The organism is Komagataeibacter diospyri (genome assembly GCF_043995075.1).
GTDB lineage: Bacteria > Pseudomonadota > Alphaproteobacteria > Acetobacterales > Acetobacteraceae > Komagataeibacter > Komagataeibacter diospyri.
In genome coordinates, this window is the sequence record NZ_CP171836.1 from 2109699 (window position 1) to 2136074 (window position 26376).

21 protein-coding genes and 2 tRNA genes are annotated in these 26376 nt (G+C 63.0%); 7 read left to right on the top strand and 16 right to left on the bottom strand.

The window, feature by feature from the left end:
* Positions 1-34: 34 nt before the first annotated feature.
* From addA to tsaE, 4 genes are read right to left on the bottom strand one after another with little or no spacing between them, the layout of a single operon-like run.
* The gene (gene addA, locus ACE2AA_RS09920) at positions 35-3616 is read right to left on the bottom strand and encodes a double-strand break repair helicase AddA (RefSeq protein WP_395369623.1); all 3582 of its coding nucleotides are present in this window, start codon (positions 3614-3616) and stop codon (positions 35-37) included.
* Complete coding sequence (gene addB / locus ACE2AA_RS09925) at positions 3613-6663, bottom strand: double-strand break repair protein AddB (protein ID WP_395369624.1); 3051 nt, start codon at positions 6661-6663, stop codon at positions 3613-3615. The genes addA and addB overlap by 4 nt, the downstream gene beginning before the upstream one ends.
* The gene (locus ACE2AA_RS09930) at positions 6660-7421 is read right to left on the bottom strand and encodes a nucleotidyltransferase family protein (RefSeq protein ID WP_141261230.1); all 762 of its coding nucleotides are present in this window, start codon (positions 7419-7421) and stop codon (positions 6660-6662) included. Before ACE2AA_RS09930 ends, addB begins: the two co-directional genes overlap by 4 nt.
* Entirely contained in the window at positions 7412-7885 is a 474-nt protein-coding gene (tsaE, locus tag ACE2AA_RS09935) for a tRNA (adenosine(37)-N6)-threonylcarbamoyltransferase complex ATPase subunit type 1 TsaE (RefSeq protein ID WP_141261231.1), read from the bottom strand. The genes ACE2AA_RS09930 and tsaE overlap by 10 nt, the downstream gene beginning before the upstream one ends.
* A gap of 191 nt (positions 7886-8076) precedes the next feature.
* Here tsaE and ACE2AA_RS09940 point away from each other — a divergent pair, with 191 nt between their 5' ends.
* Positions 8077-9102: an NAD(P)/FAD-dependent oxidoreductase gene (locus tag ACE2AA_RS09940; RefSeq protein ID WP_141301300.1), complete on the top strand. Its 1026-nt coding sequence runs from the start codon at positions 8077-8079 to the stop codon at positions 9100-9102.
* Positions 9103-9198: 96 nt separating this feature from the next.
* Positions 9199-10464, top strand: a complete 1266-nt coding sequence (locus tag ACE2AA_RS09945) for a D-amino acid dehydrogenase (protein ID WP_395369625.1) — start codon at positions 9199-9201, stop codon at positions 10462-10464.
* A 247-nt stretch (positions 10465-10711) separates the two neighbouring features.
* On the opposite strand, the gene ACE2AA_RS09950 is transcribed toward ACE2AA_RS09945, so the two are convergent.
* The 3 genes from ACE2AA_RS09950 to ACE2AA_RS09960 all read right to left on the bottom strand — a co-directional run bounded on the left by ACE2AA_RS09950 (position 10712) and on the right by ACE2AA_RS09960 (position 14240).
* The gene (locus ACE2AA_RS09950) at positions 10712-10990 is read right to left on the bottom strand and encodes a hypothetical protein (protein WP_141261234.1); all 279 of its coding nucleotides are present in this window, start codon (positions 10988-10990) and stop codon (positions 10712-10714) included.
* 227 nt (positions 10991-11217) lie between these two features.
* The gene (gene typA / locus ACE2AA_RS09955) at positions 11218-13041 is read right to left on the bottom strand and encodes a translational GTPase TypA (RefSeq protein WP_395369626.1); all 1824 of its coding nucleotides are present in this window, start codon (positions 13039-13041) and stop codon (positions 11218-11220) included.
* A 188-nt stretch (positions 13042-13229) separates the two neighbouring features.
* Positions 13230-14240, bottom strand: coding sequence for an adenosine kinase (locus ACE2AA_RS09960; protein WP_395372185.1), 1011 nt, complete (start codon positions 14238-14240; stop codon positions 13230-13232).
* 429 nt (positions 14241-14669) lie between these two features.
* Here ACE2AA_RS09960 and ACE2AA_RS09965 point away from each other — a divergent pair, with 429 nt between their 5' ends.
* On the top strand, positions 14670-15149 hold the full coding sequence (locus ACE2AA_RS09965; RefSeq protein WP_141301302.1) for a polymer-forming cytoskeletal protein: 480 nt from the start codon (positions 14670-14672) through the stop codon (positions 15147-15149).
* 160 nt (positions 15150-15309) lie between these two features.
* Here ACE2AA_RS09965 and ACE2AA_RS09970 read toward each other — a convergent pair whose 3' ends face one another.
* Both ACE2AA_RS09970 and rnd read right to left on the bottom strand, forming a co-directional pair.
* Entirely contained in the window at positions 15310-15936 is a 627-nt protein-coding gene (locus ACE2AA_RS09970) for a GcrA family cell cycle regulator (protein ID WP_395369628.1), read from the bottom strand.
* A 144-nt stretch (positions 15937-16080) separates the two neighbouring features.
* A complete protein-coding gene (gene rnd / locus ACE2AA_RS09975; RefSeq protein ID WP_395369629.1) occupies positions 16081-17268 on the bottom strand; it encodes a ribonuclease D in 1188 nt (395 codons plus the stop codon).
* Between the two features lie 138 nt (positions 17269-17406).
* Here rnd and queF point away from each other — a divergent pair, with 138 nt between their 5' ends.
* Entirely contained in the window at positions 17407-17886 is a 480-nt protein-coding gene (gene queF, locus ACE2AA_RS09980; RefSeq protein ID WP_141261239.1) for a preQ(1) synthase, read from the top strand.
* A gap of 364 nt (positions 17887-18250) precedes the next feature.
* Here queF and atpC read toward each other — a convergent pair whose 3' ends face one another.
* The 7 genes from atpC to ACE2AA_RS10015 all read right to left on the bottom strand — a co-directional run bounded on the left by atpC (position 18251) and on the right by ACE2AA_RS10015 (position 25151).
* Positions 18251-18676 (bottom strand): ATP synthase F1 subunit epsilon, encoded by a 426-nt coding sequence (gene atpC, locus ACE2AA_RS09985; protein ID WP_141261240.1) that lies wholly within the window; start codon positions 18674-18676, stop codon positions 18251-18253.
* A 32-nt stretch (positions 18677-18708) separates the two neighbouring features.
* Complete coding sequence (atpD, locus tag ACE2AA_RS09990; protein ID WP_141261241.1) at positions 18709-20184, bottom strand: F0F1 ATP synthase subunit beta; 1476 nt, start codon at positions 20182-20184, stop codon at positions 18709-18711.
* Positions 20185-20216: 32 nt separating this feature from the next.
* Entirely contained in the window at positions 20217-21098 is an 882-nt protein-coding gene (locus tag ACE2AA_RS09995; protein WP_141301307.1) for a F0F1 ATP synthase subunit gamma, read from the bottom strand.
* Between the two features lie 16 nt (positions 21099-21114).
* Entirely contained in the window at positions 21115-22653 is a 1539-nt protein-coding gene (gene atpA, locus ACE2AA_RS10000; RefSeq protein ID WP_141261243.1) for a F0F1 ATP synthase subunit alpha, read from the bottom strand.
* A complete protein-coding gene (locus ACE2AA_RS10005) occupies positions 22653-23249 on the bottom strand; it encodes a F0F1 ATP synthase subunit delta (RefSeq protein WP_110557795.1) in 597 nt (198 codons plus the stop codon). Before ACE2AA_RS10005 ends, atpA begins: the two co-directional genes overlap by 1 nt.
* Positions 23250-23553: 304 nt before the next feature.
* A complete protein-coding gene (locus tag ACE2AA_RS10010) occupies positions 23554-24978 on the bottom strand; it encodes an MFS transporter (protein ID WP_395369631.1) in 1425 nt (474 codons plus the stop codon).
* A gap of 99 nt (positions 24979-25077) precedes the next feature.
* Positions 25078-25151: transfer RNA gene (locus ACE2AA_RS10015), tRNA-Gly, on the bottom strand.
* A 226-nt stretch (positions 25152-25377) separates the two neighbouring features.
* Between ACE2AA_RS10015 and ACE2AA_RS10020 the strand changes: the two genes are divergently transcribed.
* The 3 genes from ACE2AA_RS10020 (at position 25378) to nusG (ending at position 26322) form a co-directional block, all read left to right on the top strand.
* Positions 25378-25454, top strand: a tRNA-Trp gene (locus ACE2AA_RS10020).
* Between the two features lie 134 nt (positions 25455-25588).
* The gene (secE, locus tag ACE2AA_RS10025) at positions 25589-25783 is read left to right on the top strand and encodes a preprotein translocase subunit SecE (RefSeq protein WP_007397644.1); all 195 of its coding nucleotides are present in this window, start codon (positions 25589-25591) and stop codon (positions 25781-25783) included.
* A gap of 8 nt (positions 25784-25791) precedes the next feature.
* Positions 25792-26322 (top strand): transcription termination/antitermination protein NusG, encoded by a 531-nt coding sequence (gene nusG / locus ACE2AA_RS10030; protein ID WP_010508943.1) that lies wholly within the window; start codon positions 25792-25794, stop codon positions 26320-26322.
* Positions 26323-26376 lie beyond the last annotated feature (54 nt).

Sequence of the window (26376 nt, forward strand, 5' to 3'; positions counted from 1 at the left end):
TGTCCTGCTGACATGGCCATGCCGACGCATGCGGTCAAGTCGCAGCGGCCATATCCGGCGCATACCGGTCCAGTAGCGTAGCAGGCAGAATGTCAACGCGCACGCCCTCCGTCCAGACCAGCACACACACTACCTGCCTGCCGGGATAGACCCCATGCAGCAGGGCACGGTAAGCCGCCATCTGCCGCAGGTACAGCACCGGCGTTCTGTCAACGTCTGCCGGTGGTGTGCGGTTTGTCTTGAAATCGCACACCGTCACCGTATCCGTACTGACCGCCATGCGGTCCACCTGCCCTACGATCACCTGCTGGCCCACGATACCGGCCAGCGGCTGTTCAGCCCGGCTGCCAGGGGCAAACAGGGCGGCAAGGCGCGGCATGTCCATGACCGCAAGCACCTGCGCCACCAGTGACTCGCACTGCGCAGGGTCCAGTCCCGCCGCCGGGCGCGACAGCCACGACCACGCAAGCTCCGCCCGTTCATCCTCAGGACAGTCCGGCAGATATTGCAGCAGGGCATGCACCAGTTGCCCGCGTTGCAGGGCACGGGCGCGCTGGCCGGTCTGGTCAGCGCGGCTCCGCATGGTGCTGGCAGATACCAGTGGCGACCGCACGGCGGGCTGTGGGCCAAGGGCTATGTCATCGGGACGGCTGGGGGCCAGCGGACGGGCCAGTGGCCCCTCCATGACCGGCATGACGGGCTGCCATAGCGGGGCATGGCCCATCCATGCCGGCAGGGCAGGTGCCGTTTCCTGTGCAACGGAGCCGTTATCGGTACGGGACGCCCGAGCGGGCAGGACCGTACGCGCTTCTTCCAGCACAAGGCTTTCACCTTCCCAGCCAAGATCAAAGGGCCGGGCCGTGGCACCGGCACTTTCGAATCCCTGTCTGCACAGATCATACCAGCAGCCATCAGGCACGCCGCGCCGGGGTTCCCACCCACAGATCACCAGCCGGTCACTGGCGCGGGTCAGGGCGACATACAGCAGGCGGTTATATTCCTCCGCCGCTTCACGGCGTATCTTCTCCTGCACGGCGGCCGTCACATCGGTGGCCAGTTCCCGCCGGGGCACCCATATCGGAATGTCGAGTTCCGTGGCCGTGTCGGTTTCCCACAATATATTGGTATCGGAACGGGGCGTTGCGATCGTATCGGGCAGGATGACAAGGCGCGCCTGCAACCCCTTCGCCCCATGCGCGGTCATGACACGCACCATGTTGGCCGATGCATCGGGTTCATGCCGCACGGTTTCATCCGATGCATTGAGCCAGTGCAGGAAACCCTGCAGGGAAATGGCGTGCGTTTCCTCAAACCGCAGGGCAGCGGACAGCAGTTCGTCCACAGGTTCCACCGCTTCAGCTCCAAGGCGGGCCAGCAGCCGGGCACGACCACCCAGCGGGCCAAGGGCTTCGGCCAGAAGCTGGTAGGGCGTGGCGTAATCGACCTGACGGAACAGGGTATTGAGGATATGCCACGCCGCCGACCAGTCGGGCCGTTCCGCATGACGCGCCCGCAGCACTGCCCAGAGCGGCTGCCCATCACGCCCCGTCGCCAGATGCATGAGCGAGCCGTCATCCAGCCCGCCGATGGGGGAGGTCAGCACGCAGGCCAGCGTCAGGTCATCCTGCGGCAGCAGCAGGGCCGCACACAGCGCCATAAGATCCTGTACCGCAAGCTGGTCGGTCAGCACGGTGCGCACCAGTGTCGCCACCGGCACGTCATTGCTTTTCAGCGCCCGGATCAATGCGCGCGCGAAGGCGGAACGACGGGGCACAAGAATCAGCACGTCACCGGGCACCAGCGGCGCTTCGCCTGCCGGGGGGGACGTACGCAACTGCCGGGAGATCCAGCCCGCCAGCGTGTCGGCCAGACGCTGCTGCGCCGTGGACTGCCCGGCGTTACGGGTCGGGGCCATCCAGGGGCTTATGTCCGTCTCATCAGGTTCCACCGGCACGGGGGGCCAGATTTCCACGCATCCGCCCTGCCCCGGCCGGGCGGTGACATGGGCGGGAATGGTGCCGTCGGGCTCCACCACGCCACGCGCGGCAGCGGGATTGGCGAACACGCTGTCCACCAGTTTCAGCACCGGTGCCGTTGAACGGAAGGAAACCGTCAGCGCCGGTTCGCGCCATATGGCGCGGGCGGCGGCAGCGCTGCGGCGGAATCGCTGCCGCCACGCACGAAAGGCCTCCGGATCGGCCCCCTGGAATGAATAGATCGACTGCTTGTAATCCCCCACCGCGAAAATTGTGCGGGGGCAGCCATCATCATCATGCGTGCCTTCGCCCGCGAAGAATTCCGCCGTAAGGCCACCGGCAATGGCCCACTGGTCGGGGGATGTGTCCTGCACCTCATCAAGCAGCAGGTGGTCGATGCCGCCATCAAGCTTGTACAGCACCCATGCCGCCCCCGGATCGCGCAGCAGGTCCAGCGTCCTGTCGATCAGGTCATCATAATCGACCATGCCCTGCGCGTTCTTGCGCGTGGCGTAGCGTTCCAGCACCGGCTGGGCCACGGAGAGCAGGGCACAGGTCAGTTCGAACACCGTGATGGCGCGCAACTGCTGGTCGATGCCAATGACCCGCGCGGCTTCAGCCAGAAGCTGGTCAACAAGACTGGAGCAGTCGGCAGCCAGCCTAGCGTTCAGGCCACCACGCTGACGGGGTTCACCCTTCTGCGTCAGCAGGCCACTGCGCCATGTGGACCAGTCCGCCGCGCGGGCAGCCGTGTCCTGCGCCAGCCAGCCCAGCATGGTTTCCGCCTGCACCCGCACCTTGGGCGATCCTTCCTGCGCCACGTACCGCAGGCCGTCACGCAGGGCGTCCTCGTCCGGGATCGTGGCGCAGGCAGCGCGCAGCACCTCGTCCACGCTGCGCCCGCTTATGCCCAGCAGGCGCATGAGGGCCGATTCCACGCCCGCGCGGTCCACCATCCACCGGCGCGCCACCGGCAGCATACGACGCGACTGGGCCTGCAGCCGGGCAATCAGCACGGTGAAATCCCCTACCCCGATCTGCCCTGCCAGCATGGCGACGGCGGGACCATTCTGTCCCACCACATCCTCCACCGCCGCGCGCTGGGCCAGACGGGCATCGGTTTCCTCAATCAGGGTGAAATGCGGGCTGATCGCGGCCTCGACCGGGAATCGCCGCAGCAGCGACTGGCAGAAGGCATGGATAGTGCCGATGCGCATGCCGCCGGGCAGGTCCAGCACGCGGGCGAACAGTTCGCGCGCCACGCGACGGGTTTCTTCCCCCGTGGGAACGGACAGGCGGTCCAGTTCCCGGTCCAGATCCGCATCAGGCAGCATGACCCACTGGCCCAGACGGTTCTGCAGGCGGATGGACATTTCCGCCGCCGCCGCCTTGGTAAAGGTCAGGCACAGGATACGGCCGGGATCGCTGCCGGGCACGCGGGTCATGACGCCATCACGGTCGGGCACGTCACGCGGCAGCATGAGGCGCAGCAGCCGGTCGATCAGCAGCTTGGTCTTGCCACTGCCCGCCGATGCGGAAACGAACACCGACGCCTGCGGGTCAGAGGCTTCCGCCTGGCTGCGATTGGCGATGTCGATGGCAGACGCCATGCCGTCACCCTTCGTCATGACCCTGTTCATCCGCCATTCTCCTCACGCGCGGCACTCCATTCCGCGACACGGGCCAGATGCGCATAATCGGCAAAACGTGGTTCCTCCCCCGGAAAGGGATGGGACAGGTAAGGCTGGTCAGGATTGTCATAGGCCTCAACCAGCGCGCGCAGCCCGGCCCGACACCCCGCGATCAGGTCCGCCAGTTCTTCCCCCCGCGCCACATCCAGCACCTGTGCCGGGACATGGCCGCCGGTCAGCCGCCAGTACACCAGTTCCGCAACCGTGCCCGCGACCGGGGGCGGGAAGCCGCCGCATTCGATCATCGCCGCCTCCAGCACCAGCTGCGACTGCCATCCTTCCATCACGCTGCGCCGGGTGGGCAGCGTGCCGGTCTTGTAGTCAAACAGGCTCAGACTGGCATCGCCATGCAGATCAATCCGGTCCGCGCGTCCCCGCAGGGTGAAGGGGCCACCCGGCAGGTCCTCCAGCCGCATCGTGCCCCCCAGTTCCGTCAGCACGGTGCGGGGGCCGCCAGTGGCGCGACGTGTTTCCTCGGCCTGGGCGCACCATGCCGCGATACGTTCCAGCCGGGGCGCCCACCATGCGGCAAGGGCGGGACGCAGGTCGGCCTCCCGCAATACATCGGCGAATACGTCGCGCAGACGGGCCGCACCGTCATGGGGCCAGTCGGCAGGATGGGCGCGGAACCAGCGATCCAGCGCTGCATGCACGATCTGCCCGTAATCGGCGGCATCGGCCAGTTCCTCCAGATCCGCCAGTGGACGCAGCCGGAGGATACGCCGTGCGTAAATGGCGTAGGGGTCGCGCATCCATGTCTCGATTTCCGTCACCGACAGGCTGCGCGGGCGCAGGCCCACCGCAGGCCGTGGCTGTGGTGGGGCAACCGGCACGGCAGCACCCTGTGGTCGATCAAGGCTGTCCAGCCAGCGCAGCGCCGGATGTCCCGGCAGGCCATGGCCATGCCCCGCCAGATACGCGTCCAGCCGCACCAGCCATCGCGCGGGCACCGTCGGCGCACCCTGCCGGCGGGCAGCCAGCGACAGCACCACGTGGGGTGCCGCGCATGCGCAGGACACGAAATCATGCGCCGCCTGCCCGATCGCCCATTCGGGGGATGGCAGGCCGACGCGCGTACGCATGGGGCGGCTCATCCACGGCCCCGGATCGGTCGCGGGTGGCCAGACGGTTTCAACCAGGCCGCCCAGCACAATGGTATCCGCCGTCTGCAGCCGGGCTTCCAACAGGCCCCATATGAATACGCGCGGATGCACCGCCGTACCCTCGCGCCCCCGCACGGCACGCCGTCCCTGCACCGTCATGCCGGCAAGGGAGGACGCCAGCAGCCCATCCAGCGCGCCAGCACGTGCATCGGGCAGCACGTCGCACCATGCCAGCATCGCACTCATATGCTGGCCCAGCGCATTGCCTTCCTCACCTGCCCACAGCCGCTCTGCCCCATCCATCATATCGGTCGTGGCCAGCGCCTGCGCGGTTTCCACCAGTGCGGACAACAGGATGGACACCGGCACCATCGTGCTGCCCGGCAGGGCCAGCAGCGGGCCGAAGGCTGTTTCCAGACGGTCGAGGAAGGCGTTGATTTCCTCCGGCGCGTCCGGCGCATCGGCCAGCGCGCCATGCGGGTCATCGGCCGCGCGCGCCAGTGCGCTGCGCAGGCCCGCGATACCCGGCGGCGGGGCCGGACCACGCAGGACAAGGCGTTCAAGCTGTCGCGCGCTGGCGCGGCAGTTACCCGGTGACAGCCCACATGCCGCAAGCGGATGCTTGATGACGGACAGAAGGGCGACCGGCGACAGCCCGCCATCCACTGCCTGCACGATCAGCCGCAGGAAAGCGGTCTGCGGCACGGTCAGCAGGCTTTCGCCCGCACTGTCATCGGCAATGACGCCCCAGCGCACCAGCTCCGTCGCTACACGCCCGGCCAGCGCCCGGTCGGGGGTGACAAGGGCCGCGCGCCTGCCTGGCTGTTCGATAACCTGCCGCAGCACCATGGCAATGGCGGCGGCTTCTTCCTGCTGGTCGGCGCTGCGCAGGACCGACAGGCCCTCGGCCACGACCGGGGCATCCGGCGCGCGCCAGCGGTCCAGCGCGTGGGCGGGCAGCAGCGCGCGGGCCAGCAGGCTGGCGCGGGAGACGGGGCTGCTGGCCACGCCACCATCACTCAGGGTGTCCCACTGTTCCATGCACGCGCGTTCAATGCCCAGCCTGGCCAGCATATGCGCCGTGCCTGCCTGCGGGTGGTCAGGCGGCAGGCGCTGCCAGACATCATCATCGCAGTCCATATCCACACCGGGCAGCACCAGCATCCCGTCCGGCAGGGACAGCACGGCACGCAGCATGGCGATGGTGGAAGGCACTGCATCGGAAAAACCGGCGGCCCAGATGGGATAACCCGATGGCGGCGGTGTCTCCATCCATCGCGCGGCCTGCGCATGCAGCAGGGCGGTCTGACGGGCGACGGGGTTCATCACGCCCTGTTCCGCAAGCCACGCCGGCCACACGCTGGTGACAATGGACAGGAATTTCAGCGTCTGGTGCCAGTGCTGGGCGAAATCACCATCCGCCGCATGGGGCAGGCGTTCACACAGGTCGCATTCCGCCCATTCCGCCTCATCCATCAGGTCCGCCAGCGCACGCGCCAGCGGCCATGCCTGATCCACACCCTGCACATCGCCAAACGCCTTGCCCGCCTGCATGACCAGCAGCGTCAGCGTCGCCAGCCGCCGGACAGGATCAACCGCGGGCGGCAGTTCCAGCGCGTTGCATCCCGACAGCGCCAGCGATGCCTCATCCAGTGCGGCGATGGGCGCGATACGGGGCAACAGGATGGGACGCCCATCCACCTGGCGCACGAAGGCTTCGGTCAGCGCACGGGCCGCACGGCGGCTGGGCAGCAGGATCACGCCGTTGCCGCAGGCCTGCGGGTCATGGTCCGCCTGTTCCAGCCAGCGGGCGGCAATCTGGTCAACAAATGGCACATGCGGCGGCACGACCGCCGCACGCCCCAACACGCAGGCGGTCGTGGCGTCGGTCATATATCGTTATCCGAATCCGGATTCAGGGCGGAATGCAGCACGCGTTCCGCCGCATCGATATCGGCGGGACGGGACAGGTGGAACCACAGCGAATCGTGTACGATCACGCCCAGCCTGCCCGCCTCCATCGCGCGGTCCCATAGCCGGTTCATGCTGAACCCGCCTTCCGGCGCGCCATCGAACAGGGAGGGGGAGACGATCTGCACGCCCGTAAAAACATAGGGCGTGATTTCCCCGGTACGGGGGCGGCGCGGCACGCCATGCGCGTTCACCGCGAAATCTCCGTGCCCGACTTCACCCACCGCGCGCGTCATGGCCCCCAGCAGCAGCATGGCGTCCATACGTTCGGGATCGAATGCCGCAGCCAGCCTGCGCAGCGCGGGCACCGGCCCGTTGAGCCACATGGCATCACCATTGAGCAGGAAAAACGGCCCCGGCCCCAGTCGTCCCACCCGCAGGGCAGCAGCCGCACTGCCCCCGGTTTCCAGCAGGGTGGGTTCGGGCTGTTCAATCGTTACCGGCCCGCGCCGGGCGGCCTTCCGCGCGGCAAGGGCTGCGTGGATGTCATCGGGCCGCCAGTGGGCGTTGACCACCACCTGCTGCACGCCACAGGCCTCCAGCCGGTCCAGCACGTGATCCAGAATGGGCTGTCCCGCCACGCGCAGCAGCGGCTTGGGCATCGATTCGCTCAGCGGCCGCATCCGCCGCCCCAGACCTGCTGCGAAAACCATGGCGGTATGGGGCATGTTCACGCCCATGATGCATCTCCTGTCCCGAAAACTGCTGATTGCGCCAGCCGCGTATCCCACCCCTCCAGCCGGGCGATCCGGCCGCCCGTCGCATCGGGCGCAAGGGTAATACGCAACGCATCAGGTGGGGCAAGCGTGCCCAGACGCTGCGGCCATTCCACAAGGACAACCCCCTCACGCGCGTCATCCCAGCCCAGTTCATGCACCCCTTCCGGTCCATCAAGACGCCACAGGTCGAAATGCGCGACCTCACCCACCGGCGCGTCATAGACCTGCACCAGGGTGTAGGACGGGCTTGGCACCTCCATGTCCGCATCGTCGCACAGGGCGCGCAGCAGGGCGCGCGCCAGCGTGGTCTTGCCCGCCCCCAGATCTCCTTCCAGCAGCACGCAGTCGCCTGCGCGCAGCACGCTGGCCAGCGCATGGCCAAGGGCTGTCGTGGCCTGTGTATCAGGCAGGGAAATTTCACGCATTGGCGGTCCCATCCCCTGCTTTTGCACGATTATATCTCATGAACCGATTGTGCCCCCCCATACCGCCCACGCACAAGGGGCGATGGAAAGGATGCGCCAAAGCGCTTGCGCCAGCGCCCGCAACAACGCAAAACCGCACGTGACATATGCCTATGAACCAGACCACGGACTGCGGAACACCAGAGCCGGACATGACCATGCCCTCCCCCACCCACACCACCGATGTCGCCATTATCGGCGCAGGCCCCGCCGGGCTGTTTGCCGCGTTTGAATGCGGGATGCTCAAGCTTGGCTGCATCATCATCGATGCGCTGGATGAAATCGGGGGACAGTGCACAGCGCTGTATCCCGAAAAGCCGATTTATGACATTCCCGCCCACCCGGCGATCGAGGGTGGCGCGCTGATCGAAGCCCTTGACCGCCAGATCGCTCCCTTTGACGTGCCCCGCCTGCTGGGCCGCCGGGTGGAACGGCTGGATGGCACGCGTGGCAGTTTCGTACTGGGCACGTCCAGCGGGGATGTCATTGCGGCCCGCGCGGTCATCATCGCGGCAGGGGCTGGCGCATTCGGCCCCAACCGCCCCCCGCTCGACGGGCTGGAAGCGTTCGAGCAGACCGGCGGCGTGCAGTATTTCGTCCGCCGCCGCGCCGATTTCGCGGACAGGGACGTTCTGATCGCAGGCGGTGGCGATTCCGCTGTGGACTGGGCGCTGGCCCTGCGCGACGTGGCGCGCAGCGTGAAGCTGGTGCACCGCCGCGACCGCTTCCGCGCCGCCCCTGAAAGCCTGCGCCAGCTGGATGACGCCGTGGCACTAGGTCAGGTGGAAAAGATCATCGGCTACCAGCTGCATGGCCTGCATGGCGCGCAGGGGCAGCTGACCGGTGTGGACCTTGCGACACTGGATGGCACGGTGCGGCATGTGACATGCGATCACCTGCTGCCCTTCTTCGGGCTGGCGACCGACCTTGGCCCGATCGCGCAGTGGGGGCTGGACACCATACGCGGCACCATTCCCGTCACTCCGTCCACCTGTGAAAGCAGCCTGCCCGGCATTTTCGCCGTGGGTGATGTCGCGACCTATCCCGGCAAGCTGAAACTGATCCTGCAGGGCTTTACCGAAGGGGCCATGGCCGCCCACGCCATCCACCCCATCGTGCATCCCGATACGGCGCTGCATTTTGAATACTCGACCAGCAAGGGCGTGCCCGCGGGCTGATTTCAGCCATCCCATCCTGTCATAACAGAAACGGTTGACCATTCTTCCGCCGTGGCGCATCCCCGGTGTGTCGATGATGGAAGTAAGGATGAAGCTGTGAAAGTGATCGTTCTGGGCGCTGGCGTCGTGGGTGTCACAGCGGCATGGTATCTGGCCAGGGCCGGACATGAAGTCACGGTCGTGGACCGCCAGCCTGCTGCCGCATTGGAAACCTCCTTTGCCAATGCGGGACAGATTTCACCGGGTTTTTCCGCGCCATGGGCTGAACCGGCCCTGCCGCTGAAGGTACTGCGGTGGATGGCCAGCCGCCATGCGCCCATCGTGATCCGCCCGCGTATCGATTTTGCCATGATGCGCTGGATCGAGCAGCTTCTGGCCAACTGCAACGCGCATGACTACGACATCAACAAGTCCCGTATGCTGCGCATTGCGGAATACAGCCGTGACTGCCTTGATGCCCTGCGCCGCGACACCGGCATTACCTATGATGATGAACAGCGTGGCCTGATCCAGCTTTTCCGCACGCAGAAGCAGGTTGACCATGCCGCACGCGACATGTCCCTGCTGGATCAGGCGGGCATTGCCCACGAATTCCTCAGCCCCGATGAAATAGCCAAACACGAACCGGGCCTTATGGAAAACCGGCACCTGTTCAAGGGTGGCCTGCGCCTGCCGGGTGACGAGTCGGGCGACTGTCACATGTTCACCCGGCGCCTGGCACAGAAAGCGGAAGAGGAACTGGGCGTTACCTTCCATTATGAAACCACGATCGAGGCGCTGGATGCCTCGGCCACGGATATTTTGGGCGTGCGCACATCGGCCGGTCGCATGACAGCCGATACTTATGTCGTGTCCATGGGCAGCTATTCGCCGCTGCTGCTGCGCCCGCTTGGGCTGCACCTGCCGGTCTATCCCACCAAGGGGTATTCCCTGACGCTGCCGGTAACCGATGCGGCACGCGCACCGGTTTCCACCGTCAATGACGCGACGTACAAGGTGTCCATCACCCGCCTGGGCGACCGTATCCGTATTGGCGGCACGGCGGAACTGGCTGGCTACAACCTGCGCCTGCGTCGCGACCGGCGGAAACTGCTGGAACTGTCCTTTTCTGAACTGTTCGGCGCCAGTGCCGACCTGTCACAAGGGGCGTACTGGACCGGCCTGCGTCCCAGCACCCCCGATGGCACACCCGTCATCGGGCCAGCCGGGCGTTTTTCCAACCTGTGGCTCAATACTGGCCATGGCACTCTGGGCTGGACCATGGCATGCGGATCGGGCCGTGTGCTGGCCGACCGGATGAGTGGCAAGCGTACCGAAATCCCCTGCCTGGACCTATCGCTAGACCGTTACACCACGGTCTGAAAATAACTGTCTGATAAAAATAAAAAGTTTTTGGGTGCCGCCTTTTTTTTTAAAAAGGCGGCATTCGCTCCAGCCTTTTGAAAAAGGCTTCATCAGAAACTTCATGATGATCGACCCGGTATTCCTTGGGCAGGCTGTCAGCCCACCGAGGGCCAGAGCATAAAAAAAAGCCCGGTCCGAGACCGGGCTTTTCCTTTGGCTGCCCTTACTCCGGTCACATGGACCTCGGTAAGGGACGCGACAGATATTACTGCGCGGCCGGAGCTGCAGGCGCTGCATCCGTGGATTCAGCCGCCTTCTTCGCACCATGATGGTGCCCACCGTGATGATGACCACTGTGATGCTTGGTTGCCTTCTTGGCGCCAGCTTCAGCCGGAGCAGCACCTTCAGATGCATCGGGAACGTGTTCCGGTGCGGAAACGGCCGGGGTGGTCGGCTCGGCGGTCTGGGCCATGACAGGGGCGGCAACGCCCATAACGGCAACAGCGGACAGGGCTGCGACGAAACGACGGGGGAAAACGATCATATAAAAATACTCCAACAAATCAGGAATTCGGATCCCAATGCGTCAAACTGGTGACGAATCGACACACCCGAGCTGACTTCCCTGCTGTAACATGCCGCAGGAAAGCCGTCTCGAATTAAAATTCTTAAATTTGTTAGTAATGTCTTAATTCTGCCCCATGGTGACCGCAATCTCAAGAACTGAAACGTAACTAAAGATTGCAGCCACCACCGTGGCAGGCAGCCAGATCAGTCAACCGCACCCGAACGTTCGCGCTTCTTGCGTTCGTGCGGGTCAAGGTAGCGCTTGCGGATACGCACGGCAGACGGTGTGACCTCAACCAGTTCATCATCTTCAATATAGGCGATGGCCTGTTCCAGGTTCATCTTGCGCGGCGGTATCAGCAGCAGGGCCTCGTCCTTGCCTGCGGCACGGATGTTGGTCAGCTTCTTTTCACGGACCGGGTTTACTTCCAGATCATTCTCACGTGAATGCTCGCCGATGATCATGCCGACATAGACCTTTTCGCCCGCGTCAACGAACAGCGTGCCACGATCCTGCAGCGAAAACAGCGAATACTGCGTGGTCGCGCCATCTTCGGACGAAATCAGCGAACCGTTACGACGGCCGGCGATCGGACCGACATAGGGCTGATAGCCATGGAACAGGCGGTTCATGATGCCCGAACCACGCGTATCAGTCAGGAATTCGCCATGGTAGCCGATCAGGCCACGTGACGGGATCAGGAAGCTCAGGCGCACCTTGCCGCCGCCAGAAGGCTGCATGTCCTGCATGATGCCCTTACGCAGCGCCATTTTTTCGACCACGACGCCCGAATACGGCTCGTCCACGTCGATCAGGACTTCCTCGAACGGCTCTTCGCGTTCACCGGTTTCCTCGTTGGTGCCGAACAGCACGCGGGGACGACCGATGGTCAGCTCAAACCCTTCACGACGCATCTGCTCGATCAGGACGCCAAGCTGCAGTTCGCCACGGCCCGCGACCTCGAAGGCCTCGCTCTCGGGGCTTTCGGATACGCGAATGGCAATGTTGCCTTCCGTTTCCTTGAACAGGCGGTCACGGATCTGGCGCGACGTGACCTTCTTGCCCTCACGGCCACCCAGCGGGCCGTCGTTGAGGCGGAAGGTCATGGACAGCGTCGGCGGATCAACCGGGGTGGAGGGCAGCGGTTCCTTGACCTCAAGGGCTGCGATCGTTTCGGGAATCGTCGCTTCCGACAGACCGGCCACGGCCACGATGTCACCAGCTTCCACTTCCTCAACCGGCACGCGGTCCAGCCCACGGAAGGACAGCAGCTTGGTCAGGCGACCGGTTTCCACAACCGAACCATCGGGACGCAGCACATGCACCGGCATGTTCATCTTCGCTACGCCCTGCTCGACACGGCCGGTCAGCACGCGACCAAGGAAGTTGTCGTTTTCAAGGATGGTGGCGACCATCGCGAACGGCGCGTCCTTGTTCACCTGCGGCGGCGGCACATGGCGCAGGATCAGGTCGAACATGGGAGAGAGGTCCTTGCGCGGACCATCAATCTCGGTATCGGCCCAGCCCTGACGGCCCGATGCGTACAGCATGGGGAAATCAAGCTGCTCGTCATTGGCGCCCAGGGCCGCGAACAGGTCAAAGATCTCGTTATGGACTTCGTCAGGACGGGCGTCGCCGCGGTCGATCTTGTTGACGACCACGATCGGCTTCAGGCCGCGCGCCAGCGCCTTGCCTACCACGAACTTCGTCTGCGGCAGGGCCCCTTCGGCGGAGTCGACCAGCACGACCGCGCCGTCAACCATGCTCAGGATACGCTCGACCTCACCACCGAAATCGGCATGGCCCGGGGTGTCGATGATGTTGATGCGGGTATCTTTCCACACAACCGACGTACACTTGGCCAGGATCGTGATGCCACGCTCACGCTCCAGGTCATTGCTGTCCATGGCACGTTCGGCAACGTGCTGGTTGTCACGGAAGGAACCGGACTGTTTAAGAAGCTGGTCGACCAGTGTTGTCTTGCCATGATCGACGTGCGCGATAATGGCGATATTGCGGATATCCATAAGTGCTCTTGACCTGACTTTCCTTGGCTGACGCCATAAGGGTGCGCAGCGGCACATGCGGGGGGCACCCGTGCGTGCGGCGGCGGAATGAGTGGCTGCTGCCTGCGTAGATAAAGCGGAAGGGCGCGGATTGCACGCGAAACTTCGCGCCCGCACCCATCACACGCCCGGCAGAATGCCGCCGTGGATCAGAAATCCATGTCCTGACGCATGTTCATGAGCGGACGCGCCCCGTAATGCGAGATCACTTCAGACGCCGCGACACTGCCCAGACGGCCGCATTCGGCCAGTGTCCGGTCCGATGTCCAGCCAGCCAGGAAGCCTGCGGCATAGGCGTCGCCAGCACCCGTGGTGTCGACCACCTGCGTGCGCACGCTGTCGATCACGATGCGCTGCTGGTCCTGTATGATGACGCTGCCACGTTCGGAACGGGTCAGGACGGCGAAATGCGTATCGGCCGAGACAAGGCGGGCAGCTTCGTCAAAGTCATCGGTCTGGTACAGGGCGCAGATCTCGTCCTCGTTGGCGAACAGGATGTCGATATGCCCGCGCACGAGTTCATGGAATGCATGACGATGACGGTCCACGCAGAAACGGTCGGACAGCGAAAGGGCGACCTTGCGCCCCGCGTCATGCGCGATACGGGCGGCGGTGCGGAAAGCTTCCTGCGCATCCGGCGGATCGAACAGGTAGCCTTCCATGTACACGACCTTGGACGCACGCACGACATCCGCCAGCACGTCTTCGGGGCTGAAGGTGACACATGCACCCAGATAGGTGTTCATGGTGCGCTGGCCATCGGGCGTGACCAGAATGATGCAGCGCGCGGTAGGATGGTTTTCCCCCGCATCACCCTGCAGCGGGGAAGACGGGAAATACACCCCCGCCGCCTGCATGTCCGCGCCAAAGGCCTGTCCCGGCGCATCCGCCGCCACCTTGCCCAGATAGGCCACACGCGCACCCATGTTGGACGCCACGACGCAGGTATTGGCGGCGGACCCGCCACCCATTTCCTTTTCACGCCTGATCTGGCCATACAGCGCCTTGGCGCGGTTGGCATCGATCAGCGTCATGCTGCCGGGCGTCATGCCGTTATTCTGCGGGAAGGCCGCGTCCACCGGCGCCAGGACATCAACAATCGCATTGCCGATACCCAGCAGATCAAACCGGCATTCCGCCGCCTGTCCCGAATTTTCCATCGTCTGTCCCATTACCCGTCATTAATCAGTCATATCCGCGGGTATGGCGTGCCTACGCCACGAAATAACCCATTTTTTCCCGCTTGATGTGGCCCATCGCTATCATTGGCGGGTAAGAGGCGCAATGCATGATGTTTTTTATGCGCTCCTGTTCCCCTTAACGCCCCTTGTCGGCATGACGGGGGGGCGTATAACCGTTTAAAGGGGGCTGCGGCCTGCAACCAGCCCGACAGCGTATCTTCCAGTTTCCGGGACACATCATGTCCCGATGCAGCATAACCAAGCGGGGTAATATTGTTTAGAAGACGCAAGCCAGCAGAAACCCAGCCAGCCGCCCCGACTACGCCCCCCGTGCAGCAGCCGGGCCGACCAGCCTCAGGCGGTGGCGCCTCTCCCTCAACCACACCTGCCAGCAAGGAAAATACATCCATGGCCCGTCCCCCCTTCCCGCCCACGCCCAACGCCCCTCCCGCACCTGGCGGGGCACGTCCCGGTGCACCGGGTGCCACGGCCGCCAAAAAGGAAAATGACCGCCGCACCCTGGTTGTGGGCCGTGGCATCAGCGTGCAGGGGACCATTCAGGACGCCGAGCGTCTGGTTGTGGAAGGAACGGTTGAATCCTCCCTGATCAATGCATCCGAGCTGCAGATCGCGCAGGGCGGCGTATTCAAGGGTGAAGTCGAGGTTGAGGACGCTGAACTGGCTGGCACGATCGATGGCACGCTAACGGTGCGTGGCAGCCTGACCATCCGTTCGACCGGTCGCCTGCTGGGCAAGGCCAAGTGTCGTCGCCTGAAGGTGGAAGATGGCGGCCAGGTCACCGGTCAGCTTGAAATGATCACCACCCCCGGCGCACCGGCGGCCCCGGCGACAGCCCCCGCCGCGCCACCGCGTCCGGCTGCGGAATAAGGGATCCGGTCCGTCCACACCTGTCGGACGCATACGAAAAACGCCAGCGGCAGTGATGCCCTGGCGTTTTTTAATGCAATCCCTGTCGGGTTGCCTGAAAAGGCGGACTGGAAAATCCATCCATAAGGAAGTTTCAGGCATTCCCTAAAGCGAAAACGAATCAGGCCACGTTATCGCGGCGATCGCGCAGTTTGACATAGGCAAGCTGCGCATGTTCCGCACAGTACGGTTTGCCCGGCAACGGCGTGGCACCACAGAAATGGAAGCCTGGCGTACCCGGATCACCCAACGGCCAGCAGCAGGACTGGCTGCTGCGCCGCCGTGGTTCACTGACCGGACGCAGGGCGGATTTCGCCGTGGCACGGGGCTGTGCGCGGGTGGCGCGGGGTGCCGGGGGCCCATCCTCTGCCACCGCCGGGGCGGCTGCCACGGGCTTGGCCTGCTGTGCCGGCGCAGGGGCCGCCTGCGCTTTTGCGGGGGCCTTTTCCGGTACCGGAGTCGCTGTCGCCACCGGAGCTGCCGTAACTTCGGATTTTGGGGGAGCAGGCGTGCTTTCCGTGGCGGCGGATGACGCCGTGGTTTCCACTGCTGCCGCGGCGGGCGCAGGGACCACCTTCGCCGCACGCCGGATGGGCGATGGACGCGGCTTGAGGCCCAGACGGTGCGCCTTGCCAACCACCGCGTTCTTTGTAACAGATAGCTGACGGCCGATTTCCGCGGTCGATAAGCCCTGCTGCCACAGATCACGCAGGCGCGCGATCGTCTCCTCGGTCCATTCCATCGCCATCGTTCTGCACTCCTTACGCGGAATGGTGGGAAATTAGGCTTATACTGTGCCCGGCTCAACTGCCATGGCACAGAATCTTGTGGACAGTTCTGCGCATAACCTGTTTGCAACCCCGGTAAAACGCAACCGGAGCCATAAACCGGGTCAGTCGTGGATCAGCCTGACCTTCCCACCTTCGACCCCCATGGTCAGGTGGCCTGCCTTGAGTTCACGCGCCAGTTTACCAAACACCTCGTTCCGCCAGCCATGAAAGGCGGGGATGTCGGCCGCGTCATCCAGCGCAAAACGGTCAAGGTCCTCGGACGAAGCCACCAGCCTGGGAGCGACACGATGCGTCTCGCAACAGGTGGCCAGCAGTACCTTGAGCAGCGCAATCAGTGCCGGTGACGGACGCTGCGCATCCTTTGCCCGCCCCTTGGGTAAGCGCGGCAGGGCCGCTTCCGGTTCCATGACCGCCTGCGCTACGGTTTCCAGCAGCGCCTGACCACTGCGCCCTTCGGCAAAACCGCGTGAGACGCCACGCACGCGGGCCAGCGCATCAACCGTACCAGGCGCGGTCGCCGCGATTTCCATCAGGCTTTCGTCCTTGAGCAACCTCTGGCGCGGCACATTGACGCGCTGGGCCTCACCTTCACGCCATGCGGTGACGGCGCGCAATATGCCCAGCATCCGGCGGTTGTTGGTGCGCGGGCGCATCTTTTCCCACAATGTCAGCGGGTCAGGACGGAACGTGGCGGGATTGTTCAGGATATCCAGTTCGGCTGCGACCCAGTCCAGACGTCCTTCGCGTTCCAGCTGGACCAGCAGTTTTTCATAAACCAGCCGCAGATAAGTGACATCCGCCGCCGCGTATCCGATCTGGGCCGGGGAAAGCGGACGCGCCGCCCAGTCGGAAAAACGGTGTGACTTGTCAATCTGCACACCCAGCAGGGAGGAGACGAGGTTGTCATAGCCCACCTGGTCACCATACCCCGCCACCATGGCTGCGACCTGCGTATCGAACAGGGCGGCCGGCAGATGGTCAAACAGATGCAGGAAGATTTCCAGATCCTGCCGTGCGGCATGGAATACCTTGACCACGCTGGCATCATCCAGCAGCACACCCAGGGAAGACAGGTCGATGCCCGGTGCGGTCGTATCGATCACCACCACGTCCTTTTCCCCGGCCAGCTGCACCAGACACAGCTCAGGCCAGTAAGTACGTTCGCGCACGAATTCGGTGTCGATCGTCACAAATGGCTCATGCCGCAGTCGCGCGGTTACAGCCTCAAGCTCCGCTGTGGTGGTCACCAGCACAGGGGCAGGAAATTCGGGTCGGGATACACGTGCCATCCGGTGCAGTTATCATGCCTGTGCCCTGTTGCGAAAGCGGGGAAAACTGCATGCCGCCCCCCTGCATTTCCGTTGACGGTGCCCTGTCCCTTCCGGCATCAGCCACACATCCCTTCCCTATTCCTGACGGACCGCCAAATGAACACCCGCCCTACCCCTGATGATGGCAGCCAGTTCCTGACGCAGCTGGGCCAGAATACCCGCCAGCCCAACAGTCCGGAAGAAGCCCGGCTGGAACGCGTGCCCGCACCCGAACGCGGACGGAATTACGTCGTACGTTTTACCGCGCCGGAATTCACGTCGCTCTGCCCCGTGACCGGACAGCCGGATTTCGCGCATATCGTCATCGACTACATTCCCGATGAATGGATTGTGGAAAGCAAATCGCTCAAGCTGTTCCTGACCAGCTTCCGCAACCATGGCGCCTTCCATGAAAAATGCTCCGTGCAGATCGCAACGACACTGGTGGAGTTGCTGAAGCCTGTATGGCTGCGGATCGGCGCTTACTGGTATCCGCGTGGTGGCATGCCTATCGATGTGTTCTGGCAGACCGGCGCACCGCCTGCAGGCGTGTGGATCCCGGCACAGGACGTGCCTGGCTATCGCGGTCGCGGCTGATAAAAGACAAAAAGCCTTGGGGTGCCGCCTTTGTGCAAAAAGACGGTATTCCCTGAAGCTTTTTTGAAAAAGCTTCACCAGGAGCGTCTTTAATTTTCAGAATGTTTTGTAGGCAGGCTTTTTAAACAGCTTCTTATGAAACAGCCCGCAGATCCCGAAAACGTTTTCCGGCAATGCTTTTTTTCACGGGGTTCCGGAAAACGTTGCCTTTATCAACAAGCGATACCCGAACACGCCTGTATTTTTATCAAGGGATTGTTTCCAAATATCCCTGAAAGACAGGCACAAAAAAAGCGCCCCGTACAGGGGCGCTTCTTCGCAGATCCATCATGATTCCGCCCCGGTTACAGGGCGAAATGAATCATTAGATGGACATGGACGGAATGGAGGACTGTCCGGCCTCGATCTCGGCACGGGCCGACTGGATTTTGTCCATGAGGATATCAAGCGCGGGCACGTTCATCTTGTCCGCTTCCTCATAAGATTTTTCCAGCGCGGCAAGACGTGCTTCCGCATCGTCAACCGATACGTCTTCCACCTTCAGCGCCCGGTCGGCAAGGATGGTGCAGTGGGTCGGTGCAATATCAGCAAACCCACCCGCCACGAAAAAGCGATGCATCACCACATCACCTTCATACACATCAACCACGCCACCGCGCAGGGTCAGCATGAGCGGCGCATGTTCCGGCATTGCCGCGATGTCACCTTCCGACCCCGGCATGACGACCATATCGGCGTCATGCGCGAACAGCACCTTCTCCGGACTGACAATCTTGACCTTAATGGACATGGTCTATCTTCCTTGCGTCAGTGGGTCGGGGTTCAGGCCGATTCCTTCATTTTCTCGGCCTTGGCCACCGCTTCCTCGATCGCACCGACCATGTAGAAAGCACCTTCGGGCAGGTGGTCATATTCACCAGCCACGATCGCCTTGAACGAACGCACCGTGTCTTCCAGCGAAACCAGCTTGCCCGGCGCACCCGTGAACACTTCGGCCACGTGGAACGGCTGGGACAGGAAGCGCTGGATACGGCGCGCGCGCGCCACGATCAGCTTGTCATCTTCCGAGAGTTCATCCATGCCCAGGATGGCGATGATGTCCTGCAGGGACTTGTAGGTCTGCAGGATACGCTGCACGTCACGCGCCACCTGATAGTGCTCGTCACCAACAATTTTCGGATCAAGCGAGCGGGACGTGGAATCCAGCGGGTCAACGGCCGGGTAGATACCCATTTCCGCGATGGAACGGTTCAGCACCGTGGTCGCATCAAGATGGGCGAAGGTCGCGGCAGGCGCCGGATCGGTCAGGTCATCGGCAGGAACGTAAACGGCCTGTACCGAGGTGATCGAACCCTTCTTGGTCGAGGTGATACGTTCCTGCAGTGCGCCCATTTCCGTTGCCAGTGTCGGCTGGTAGCCCACGGCGGAGGGAATACGGCCCAGCAGCGCGGACACTTCAGCGCCAGCCTGCGTGAAACGGAAGATGTTATCGACAAAGAACAGCACGTCCTGACCTTCGACATCACGGAAGTATTCCGCAACAGTCACACCGGACAGGGCGACACGGGCACGCGCGCCCGGCGGCTCGTTCATCTGGCCATAGACCAGCGCCACCTTGGACCCTTCGGTCGAATCGCCATCAAGCTTGATGACGCCCGCATCCTGCATTTCGTAATACAGGTCGTTACCCTCACGGGTACGTTCACCGACACCGGCAAAGACCGACACGCCGCCATGCGCCTTGGCAATGTTGTTGATCAGTTCCTGAATGATGACGGTCTTGCCCACGCCGGCGCCGCCAAACAGACCAACCTTACCGCCCTTCAGGTACGGGCACAGCAGATCAACCACCTTGATGCCCGTGGGCAGGATTTCGGTTGCGGCAGCCTGTTCATCAAAAGCCGGTGCAGCGCGGTGGATGGGTGCGCGCCCCTTGCACTGAACCGGGCCACGGTCATCAATCGGTTCACCGATCACGTTCAGGATACGACCCAGCGTGCCCGGGCCGACCGGCACGGTGATCTGGCTGCCGGTGGCGGAGACTTCCGCGCCGCGGCTCAGGCCATCAGTGGTATCCATGGCAATGCAGCGGACTTCATGTTCGCCGATTTCCTGCGCCACTTCCAGCACCAAGGTCTGGCCGTTCAGCTGAACGTGCAGTGCCTCGAGGATATGCGGAAGCGTACCCTCGAACTGAACGTCAACAACGGCGCCGCGGACCTGCGTCACGCGACCAACGACATTGCTTTTCTGCGCCTGCGTGGAGACAGGAGCCTCTTGAGTTGTGGTTTCCGACATGGGACAGCTCCTGTGAGCGTGAAGATCGATCCTCAGACAGCCTGGGCGCCCGAGATGATCTCGATCAGTTCATTGGTAATATTGGTCTGACGCGTACGGTTGTAGGTCAGGGTCAGGCGGTCGATGGCCTTGCCAGCATTACGGGTGGCGTTATCCATCGCGGTCATCCGTGCGCCGTTTTCGCCCGCCGCCGTTTCCAGCATGGTCGCATACAGCTGGACCTGCAGATTGCGTGGCAGAAGGCTGGCCAGCATCGTGCCCTCGTCCGGCTCGAACTCGTAGCTGGCGACGTCGGCATTGTCCGTATTGTCATTTTCCGGCAGCGCCAGCGGCACAAGCTGCATTTCCGTCGGCGTCTGGGTCATGACGTTGCGGAACTGGTTGTACACCAGCGTGCAGACGTCGAATTCACCCTTTTCCAGCAGGGATGCAATCTGTTCACCCAGTTCCGTCGCGGACGAAAAGGGGATTTCCTTGCTGGCAGACAGATGACGGTGGCCGATGATCAGATCGGCGAAGTCGCGCGAAAGGAATTCGTACGTCTTGCGCCCGACCGGCAGGATCTTGACCGTCTTGCCTTCCCCCTGGAGCCTGAGCACCAGGTTACGGGTCGTACGGTTGATGTTGGAGTTGAATGCACCGGCCAGACCACGGTCGCTGGACATGGGGACAATCAGATGCACCCTGTCCTGACCCGTTCCGGTCAGCAGTGCCGGCTGCCCGCCTTCGCCCGCCACGCTGCGGCCCACTTCGGCCAGCATGCGGCGCATTGCATCAGCGTAGGGCCGTGCGGCCGCCGCGCGGGCTTCCGCCCGACGCAGCTTTGCCGCCGCCACCATCTTCATCGCGCTGGTGATCTTTCGCGTCGATTTGACGCTGCCGATCCGTGCGCGCAGTTCCTTCAGGGAAGCCATGGTTGCCCGATCTTCCTCAGTTGGCGAACTGACGGCCGAACGTCGTCAGGAAATCATTCAGACGGCTTTCGATATCCTTGGTCAGCTGACGCTGGGTGCGGATCGATTCCAGAATGTCCTTGCCCGACGTGCGGACATCGTCCAGCAGGCGCTTTTCATAGGTCGTCACCTGATCGACCGGCACGGCATCGATATAGCCACGCGTGCCAGCGTACAGGACAACCACCTGTTCCTCAACCGACAGGGGCGAGGTTTCGGGCTGCTTCAGCAGTTCGACCAGACGCGCGCCACGGGCCAGCTGCTTCTGCGTCGCAGGGTCCAGGTCGGACGCGAACTGCGAGAACGCCGCCATTTCACGATACTGCGCCAGTTCCAGCTTGATCTTGCCTGCAACCTGCTTCATCGCCTTAATCTGTGCCGCCGAACCAACACGGGACACGGACCCACCGACGTTCACGGCGGGGCGGATGCCACGGTAGAACAGGTCGGTTTCAAGGAAGACCTGACCGTCGGTGATGGAAATCACGTTGGTCGGGATGTAGGCGGATACGTCGCCAGACTGTGTCTCGATCACCGGCAGGGCGGTCAGGGAGCCCGCACCAAACTTGTCGGACATCTTCGCTGCGCGTTCCAGCAGGCGCGAATGCAGGTAGAACACGTCACCCGGATACGCTTCACGTCCCGGCGGACGACGCAGCAGCAGCGACATCTGACGGTATGCGACGGCCTGCTTGGACAGGTCATCATACACGATCAGGGCGTGCATGCCGTTATCACGGAAGTATTCGCCCATGGAACAGGCGGCATACGGTGCCAGGTACTGCATCGGGGCCGGGTCGGACGCGGTGGCGGCCACGACGATGGAATATTCCATCGCACCGGTTTCTTCCAGTGTGCGCACCAGCTGCGCAACCGTCGAACGCTTCTGCCCGATGGCAACATAGATGCAGTACAGCGACTTCTTGTCATCACCCAGGGCATTGACGCTCTTCTGGTTGACGATGGTGTCAATCAGGATCGCGGTCTTGCCGGTCTGACGGTCACCGATGATCAGCTCACGCTGGCCACGCCCGATGGGCACGAGCGCGTCAATGGCCTTGATGCCGGTCTGCATCGGTTCGCTGACGGACTGACGCGGCATGATGCCGGGAGCCTTGATTTCCGCGCGCCTGCTGATGACTTCACCAACCAGCGGCCCCTTGCCGTCAATCGGGTTGCCAAGACCATCGACCACGCGGCCCAGCAGGGCCTTGCCGGTCGGAATTTCCACGACCTTGCCGGTGCGGGCGACGGTATCGCCTTCACGCATGGCGGTGTCGTCACCGAAAATGACAACACCGACGTTGTCATTTTCAAGGTTCAGGGCCATGCCCTTCTGGCCGCTGGCGGGGAAGTCCAGCATTTCGCCAGCTTCAACATTCTGCAGGCCGTAGACACGGGCAATGCCGTCACCCACCGACAGGATGGTACCTGTCTCGGCAACGTCAACGGCCTTGTCGAACGTAGCGATCTGCTGCTTGAGGATATCCGAAATCTCGGAGGGGCGGATTTCCATCACGCGGCTCCCTTCATGGCATGGTGCAGGCGGGTAAGGCGGGATCTGAGGCTGGTATCATACAGGCGGGCGCCAATGCGCACGACCAGACCGCCCAGCAGGGCCGCGTCAACACGCTCCTGGATATTGACTTTGGAATAGCCGGCCTCGGCAAGGCGGCTGCGAAGCTGGACACGCTGCAGATCGGTCAGGGGATGGGCGGACACGACATCCGCCACAACTTCCCCGCGCCGGGCCGCAGCGATAGCCGCCAGCGCGGCAAGAATTTCACGCAGGCGCGGAAAGCGGCGGTTATTCGCCACCACGCCAACAAAATCACGCATAAGGGGGCTGAAACCTTCAGCCTCCAGCACGGCATCGACCGCCTTCCGGCTGTCGCGGATATCGAGCGTGCGATCCGTCAGAACGGTGCGCAGGTCGGCATTGCCGTCAATCAGTCCGGCAAGGCTGGATGCCTGCTCCAGAACAGGGTCAAGCTGCTTGCGGTCAGCCGCAAGCTCATAGAGCGCCGTCGCATAACGACCGGGAAGGCCATTGGCAATGGAGGCGATCGGTATTGAGGTCGTTCCACCCGAATCCACTGTCCGCTTTTCCAATCCAGAATCTTGATTCAAACACAAGCCGCCTACCCGGAAACCTTGGCCCCGTGCGCTGCTGGCGCGGCTCTAGCACGCAGCGTAAGCGCACGCAACAGATCAGGCAGCCTGTTGGCATCGTCAGATACCGCTGAACCGCCCGTTTGCCCGCGCACGTGAACGCCCCCGCTACAGGTTGGCGGGATCATACATGCAGGACACCATTTCGGAAACAGCAAACCCGAGATTTTGTTGCGCCCCGGCGCGCCCCGTGCGGCAGGATCATTCAGGCAATGATATGCATTAAACGCATATCAATAATGCGTCAGTTTGAATCGAGCAGCGCCGCGACCTGTCGCGCACTTTCCTTCGCCCGGATTCCGGTTGAAACCAGCCCCAGACCGGCAATCCCGACCGCCGCAATGGCCATGCACCACCACACGACATGCGTGGCCTGGGGGAATTCGTCCCACTGCACGCCCCCGGCATGCACGCTACCTGCACTCAGCGCGCCGCCAAGTGCTATGCCCAGCAGCGCGCCCACCTGCCGGCTGGTGGACGCGATGGCCGCCGCCACCCCCGCCTGCGTGCGCGGCATGCCCGAAATGGCGGAATTGGTAATGGGCGCATTGCACATCCCGAACCCGCATCCACACAGCCCGTAGGACACCAGCAGCAGCCATAGCGGCGTATGCGCGTCCAGCCCGGTCAGCAGCAGCGCGCTGATCCCGAATCCGACAGCCGATATCAGCAGCGGCAGCCGCGCACCGTACCGACCTGTCAGGCGTCCCGACAATGGCGCGCATGTCATGCTACCAAAGGCGAAGGGCAACGTGCACAGACCCGCCTGCAACGCGGGCAGGCCACGTACATCCTGCAGGTAGAGGGTATTGAGAAACAGGAACGCGCTAAAAATGGCAAAGGCCAGCACCGCCGTCACGATCGCGCCGGAAAAGGGCCATGCCCGGAAAAACCGCAGGTCGATCAGGGGGATTGCCGCCCGCCGTTCCACGATGATAAAGCCCAGGACGGACAGCGCCCCGAAACCGAGGAATCCGGAGATGGTGGGCGAAGACCAGCCGTAATTATGGGCCTCGATCAGTCCGGACGTAATCATGGCCAGCGCCACGATGGCCAGCAACTGTCCAGGCGCGTCAATGCTTCGCCCACGCCCGCCACGGGATTCGGGCACGAAACGCAATGTCAGCACGATCGCGATCAGGCCAATGGGCACATTGACCCAGAAAACCGCCTGCCATCCCACCCAGTGCACCAATATGCCACCCACGACCGGCCCCAGCGCCAGCGCCACGCCGGATGTCGCACCCCATATGCCGATCGCCTGCGCGCGGGCGCGTGGTTCCACATACACATTGGTCAGGATCGACAGGGCAACGGGGTTGAGCATGGATCCGCCAATGCCCTGTAGCGCGCGCGCCATGACCAGCATGTCGACACTGCGGGCCATACCGCACAGGGCTGACCCGCCACAGAACAGCCCGATCCCCAGCAGGAACATCCGCCGCCGCCCGAACCGGTCCGCAAGCGACCCCACCAGCAGCATGAGGCTGGCGACCATCAGCGTATAGGCATCCACCACCCATTGCAGGGTGGAAAAACTGCCATGCATTTCCGCGCGGATGGATGGCAGCACAACATTGACGACCGTCACGTCCATCATGACCAGCAGCAGGCTGAGACAGCACGTGCCCAGCACGATACGCGGGTGAACCGCGGAAGAACCGGTCATTGTCATGTAAGGTCACCCCTCCCCCTGCCGACAGCGTAGCCCGTACGGCCACGAATCCGGCATCCTGTCCGGGAATATCTGGTTATTTCAAGGGGAGTATGGAGCGGGCGAAGGGAATCGAACCCTCCTCAGAAGCTTGGAAGGCTACTGCATTACCACTATGCTACGCCCGCTCATAAGGTTGGCTGAACCTATACCGTTCCTGCCCCGCACGTGGCAAGCCCATAAACCCATGCCGGCGGACAAACAGGTAAAACTTTCATTTTTATGCCCTACCCCCTTGACTTTCGACGCGAGTCATACTTTTTTCCGCTTCCTGTGCCGGGTTCGCATGGATGGCCCGAAACGGCGCGGCAGTCGCCACGCCATGATGTTTCGGGTTGATGCAGGCGGCTTTGCAGGGGTGTAGCTCAATTGGCTAGAGCGCCGGTCTCCAAAACCGGAGGTTGCGGGTTCGAGACCCTCCACCCCTGCCATTTTCCGGTCGGGCATTACCCTTCCGGCCTGGCACCCGATGGGTCGGGCCACAATGGTCCGCACCGGTTCTTAGGCCCCGCACTGGCTGGAATGGTCCGGTTGGTGCGCCGTGGCGTTGCAGGAAGGGTATTTCGTGTCGGTCAGTCCCGCGAAATTTGTTGAAGATGTTCGTGCCGAGGCCCGCAAGGTCACATGGCCAACACGACGCGCCACCCTGATGACAACGGGTGCGGTCCTGGCGATGGCCGGCCTTGCATCGGTTTTCTTCTTCCTCGTCGACGAGGTGATCGGCCTTGCCGTACGGAAACTCTTCGGACTGGGAGGCTGAGTTCAGCCATGGCCAAGCGGTGGTATGTGATCCACGTCTATTCGGGCTTCGAGAAAAAGATAGCCCAGCACATCACGGAACAGGCCGCCCAGAAGGGCCTGGCCGATCATTTCGGTGAAATCCTTGTTCCCTCGGAAGAAGTGACGGAAGTGCGCCGGGGCCAGAAGGTCAATTCGGAACGCAAGTTCTTCCCAGGTTACGTGCTGGTCAACATGGAACTGACCGATGAGGCATGGCATCTGGTCAAGGACACACCCAAGGTCACCGGCTTCCTTGGCAGCAAGACCCGTCCTTCGCCCATTCCCAAGGTCGAGGCCGAACGGATCATGAAGCAGGCGCAGGAAGGCGTGGAACGCGTCCGTCCGTCCGTCACCTTCGAGATCGGCGAGCAGATCCGCGTGGCCGATGGTCCCTTTACCTCCTTCAATGGCACCATTGAGGAAGTGGACGAGGAACGCGGCCGCCTGAAGGTCAGTGTGTCCATCTTCGGCCGGTCCACGCCGGTGGATCTGGAATACAATCAGGTGGAGAAGGTCTGATCCTTCCCCCTCCGACGATAAAGGCGCCTTCGGGCGCCTTTTTTATTGCATACT

What these genes read in the sequence shown, in the direction of transcription:
- ACE2AA_RS10010 (WP_395369631.1), bottom strand. Translation starts at nt 24,978, where the DNA reads ATGACCGGTTCTTCCGCGGTTCACCCGCGTATCGTGCTGGGCACGTGC.
- ACE2AA_RS09950 (WP_141261234.1), bottom strand. Translation starts at nt 10,990, where the DNA reads ATGATCGTTTTCCCCCGTCGTTTCGTCGCAGCCCTGTCCGCTGTTGCC.
- ACE2AA_RS09930 (WP_141261230.1), bottom strand. Translation starts at nt 7,421, where the DNA reads ATGGGCGTGAACATGCCCCATACCGCCATGGTTTTCGCAGCAGGTCTG.
- ACE2AA_RS09995 (WP_141301307.1), bottom strand. Translation starts at nt 21,098, where the DNA reads ATGGCTTCCCTGAAGGAACTGCGCGCACGGATCGGCAGCGTCAAATCG.
- ACE2AA_RS09960 (WP_395372185.1), bottom strand. Translation starts at nt 14,240, where the DNA reads ATGGAAAATTCGGGACAGGCGGCGGAATGCCGGTTTGATCTGCTGGGT.
- ACE2AA_RS09970 (WP_395369628.1), bottom strand. Translation starts at nt 15,936, where the DNA reads ATGGCGATGGAATGGACCGAGGAGACGATCGCGCGCCTGCGTGATCTG.
- nusG (WP_010508943.1), top strand. Translation starts at nt 25,792, where the DNA reads ATGGCCAAGCGGTGGTATGTGATCCACGTCTATTCGGGCTTCGAGAAA.
- atpD (WP_141261241.1), bottom strand. Translation starts at nt 20,184, where the DNA reads ATGTCGGAAACCACAACTCAAGAGGCTCCTGTCTCCACGCAGGCGCAG.
- addA (WP_395369623.1), bottom strand. Translation starts at nt 3,616, where the DNA reads ATGAACAGGGTCATGACGAAGGGTGACGGCATGGCGTCTGCCATCGAC.
- tsaE (WP_141261231.1), bottom strand. Translation starts at nt 7,885, where the DNA reads ATGCGTGAAATTTCCCTGCCTGATACACAGGCCACGACAGCCCTTGGC.
- addB (WP_395369624.1), bottom strand. Translation starts at nt 6,663, where the DNA reads ATGACCGACGCCACGACCGCCTGCGTGTTGGGGCGTGCGGCGGTCGTG.
- ACE2AA_RS09940 (WP_141301300.1), top strand. Translation starts at nt 8,077, where the DNA reads ATGACCATGCCCTCCCCCACCCACACCACCGATGTCGCCATTATCGGC.
- rnd (WP_395369629.1), bottom strand. Translation starts at nt 17,268, where the DNA reads ATGGCACGTGTATCCCGACCCGAATTTCCTGCCCCTGTGCTGGTGACC.
- atpC (WP_141261240.1), bottom strand. Translation starts at nt 18,676, where the DNA reads ATGTCCATTAAGGTCAAGATTGTCAGTCCGGAGAAGGTGCTGTTCGCG.
- queF (WP_141261239.1), top strand. Translation starts at nt 17,407, where the DNA reads ATGAACACCCGCCCTACCCCTGATGATGGCAGCCAGTTCCTGACGCAG.
- atpA (WP_141261243.1), bottom strand. Translation starts at nt 22,653, where the DNA reads ATGGAAATCCGCCCCTCCGAGATTTCGGATATCCTCAAGCAGCAGATC.
- typA (WP_395369626.1), bottom strand. Translation starts at nt 13,041, where the DNA reads ATGGATATCCGCAATATCGCCATTATCGCGCACGTCGATCATGGCAAG.
- ACE2AA_RS09965 (WP_141301302.1), top strand. Translation starts at nt 14,670, where the DNA reads ATGGCCCGTCCCCCCTTCCCGCCCACGCCCAACGCCCCTCCCGCACCT.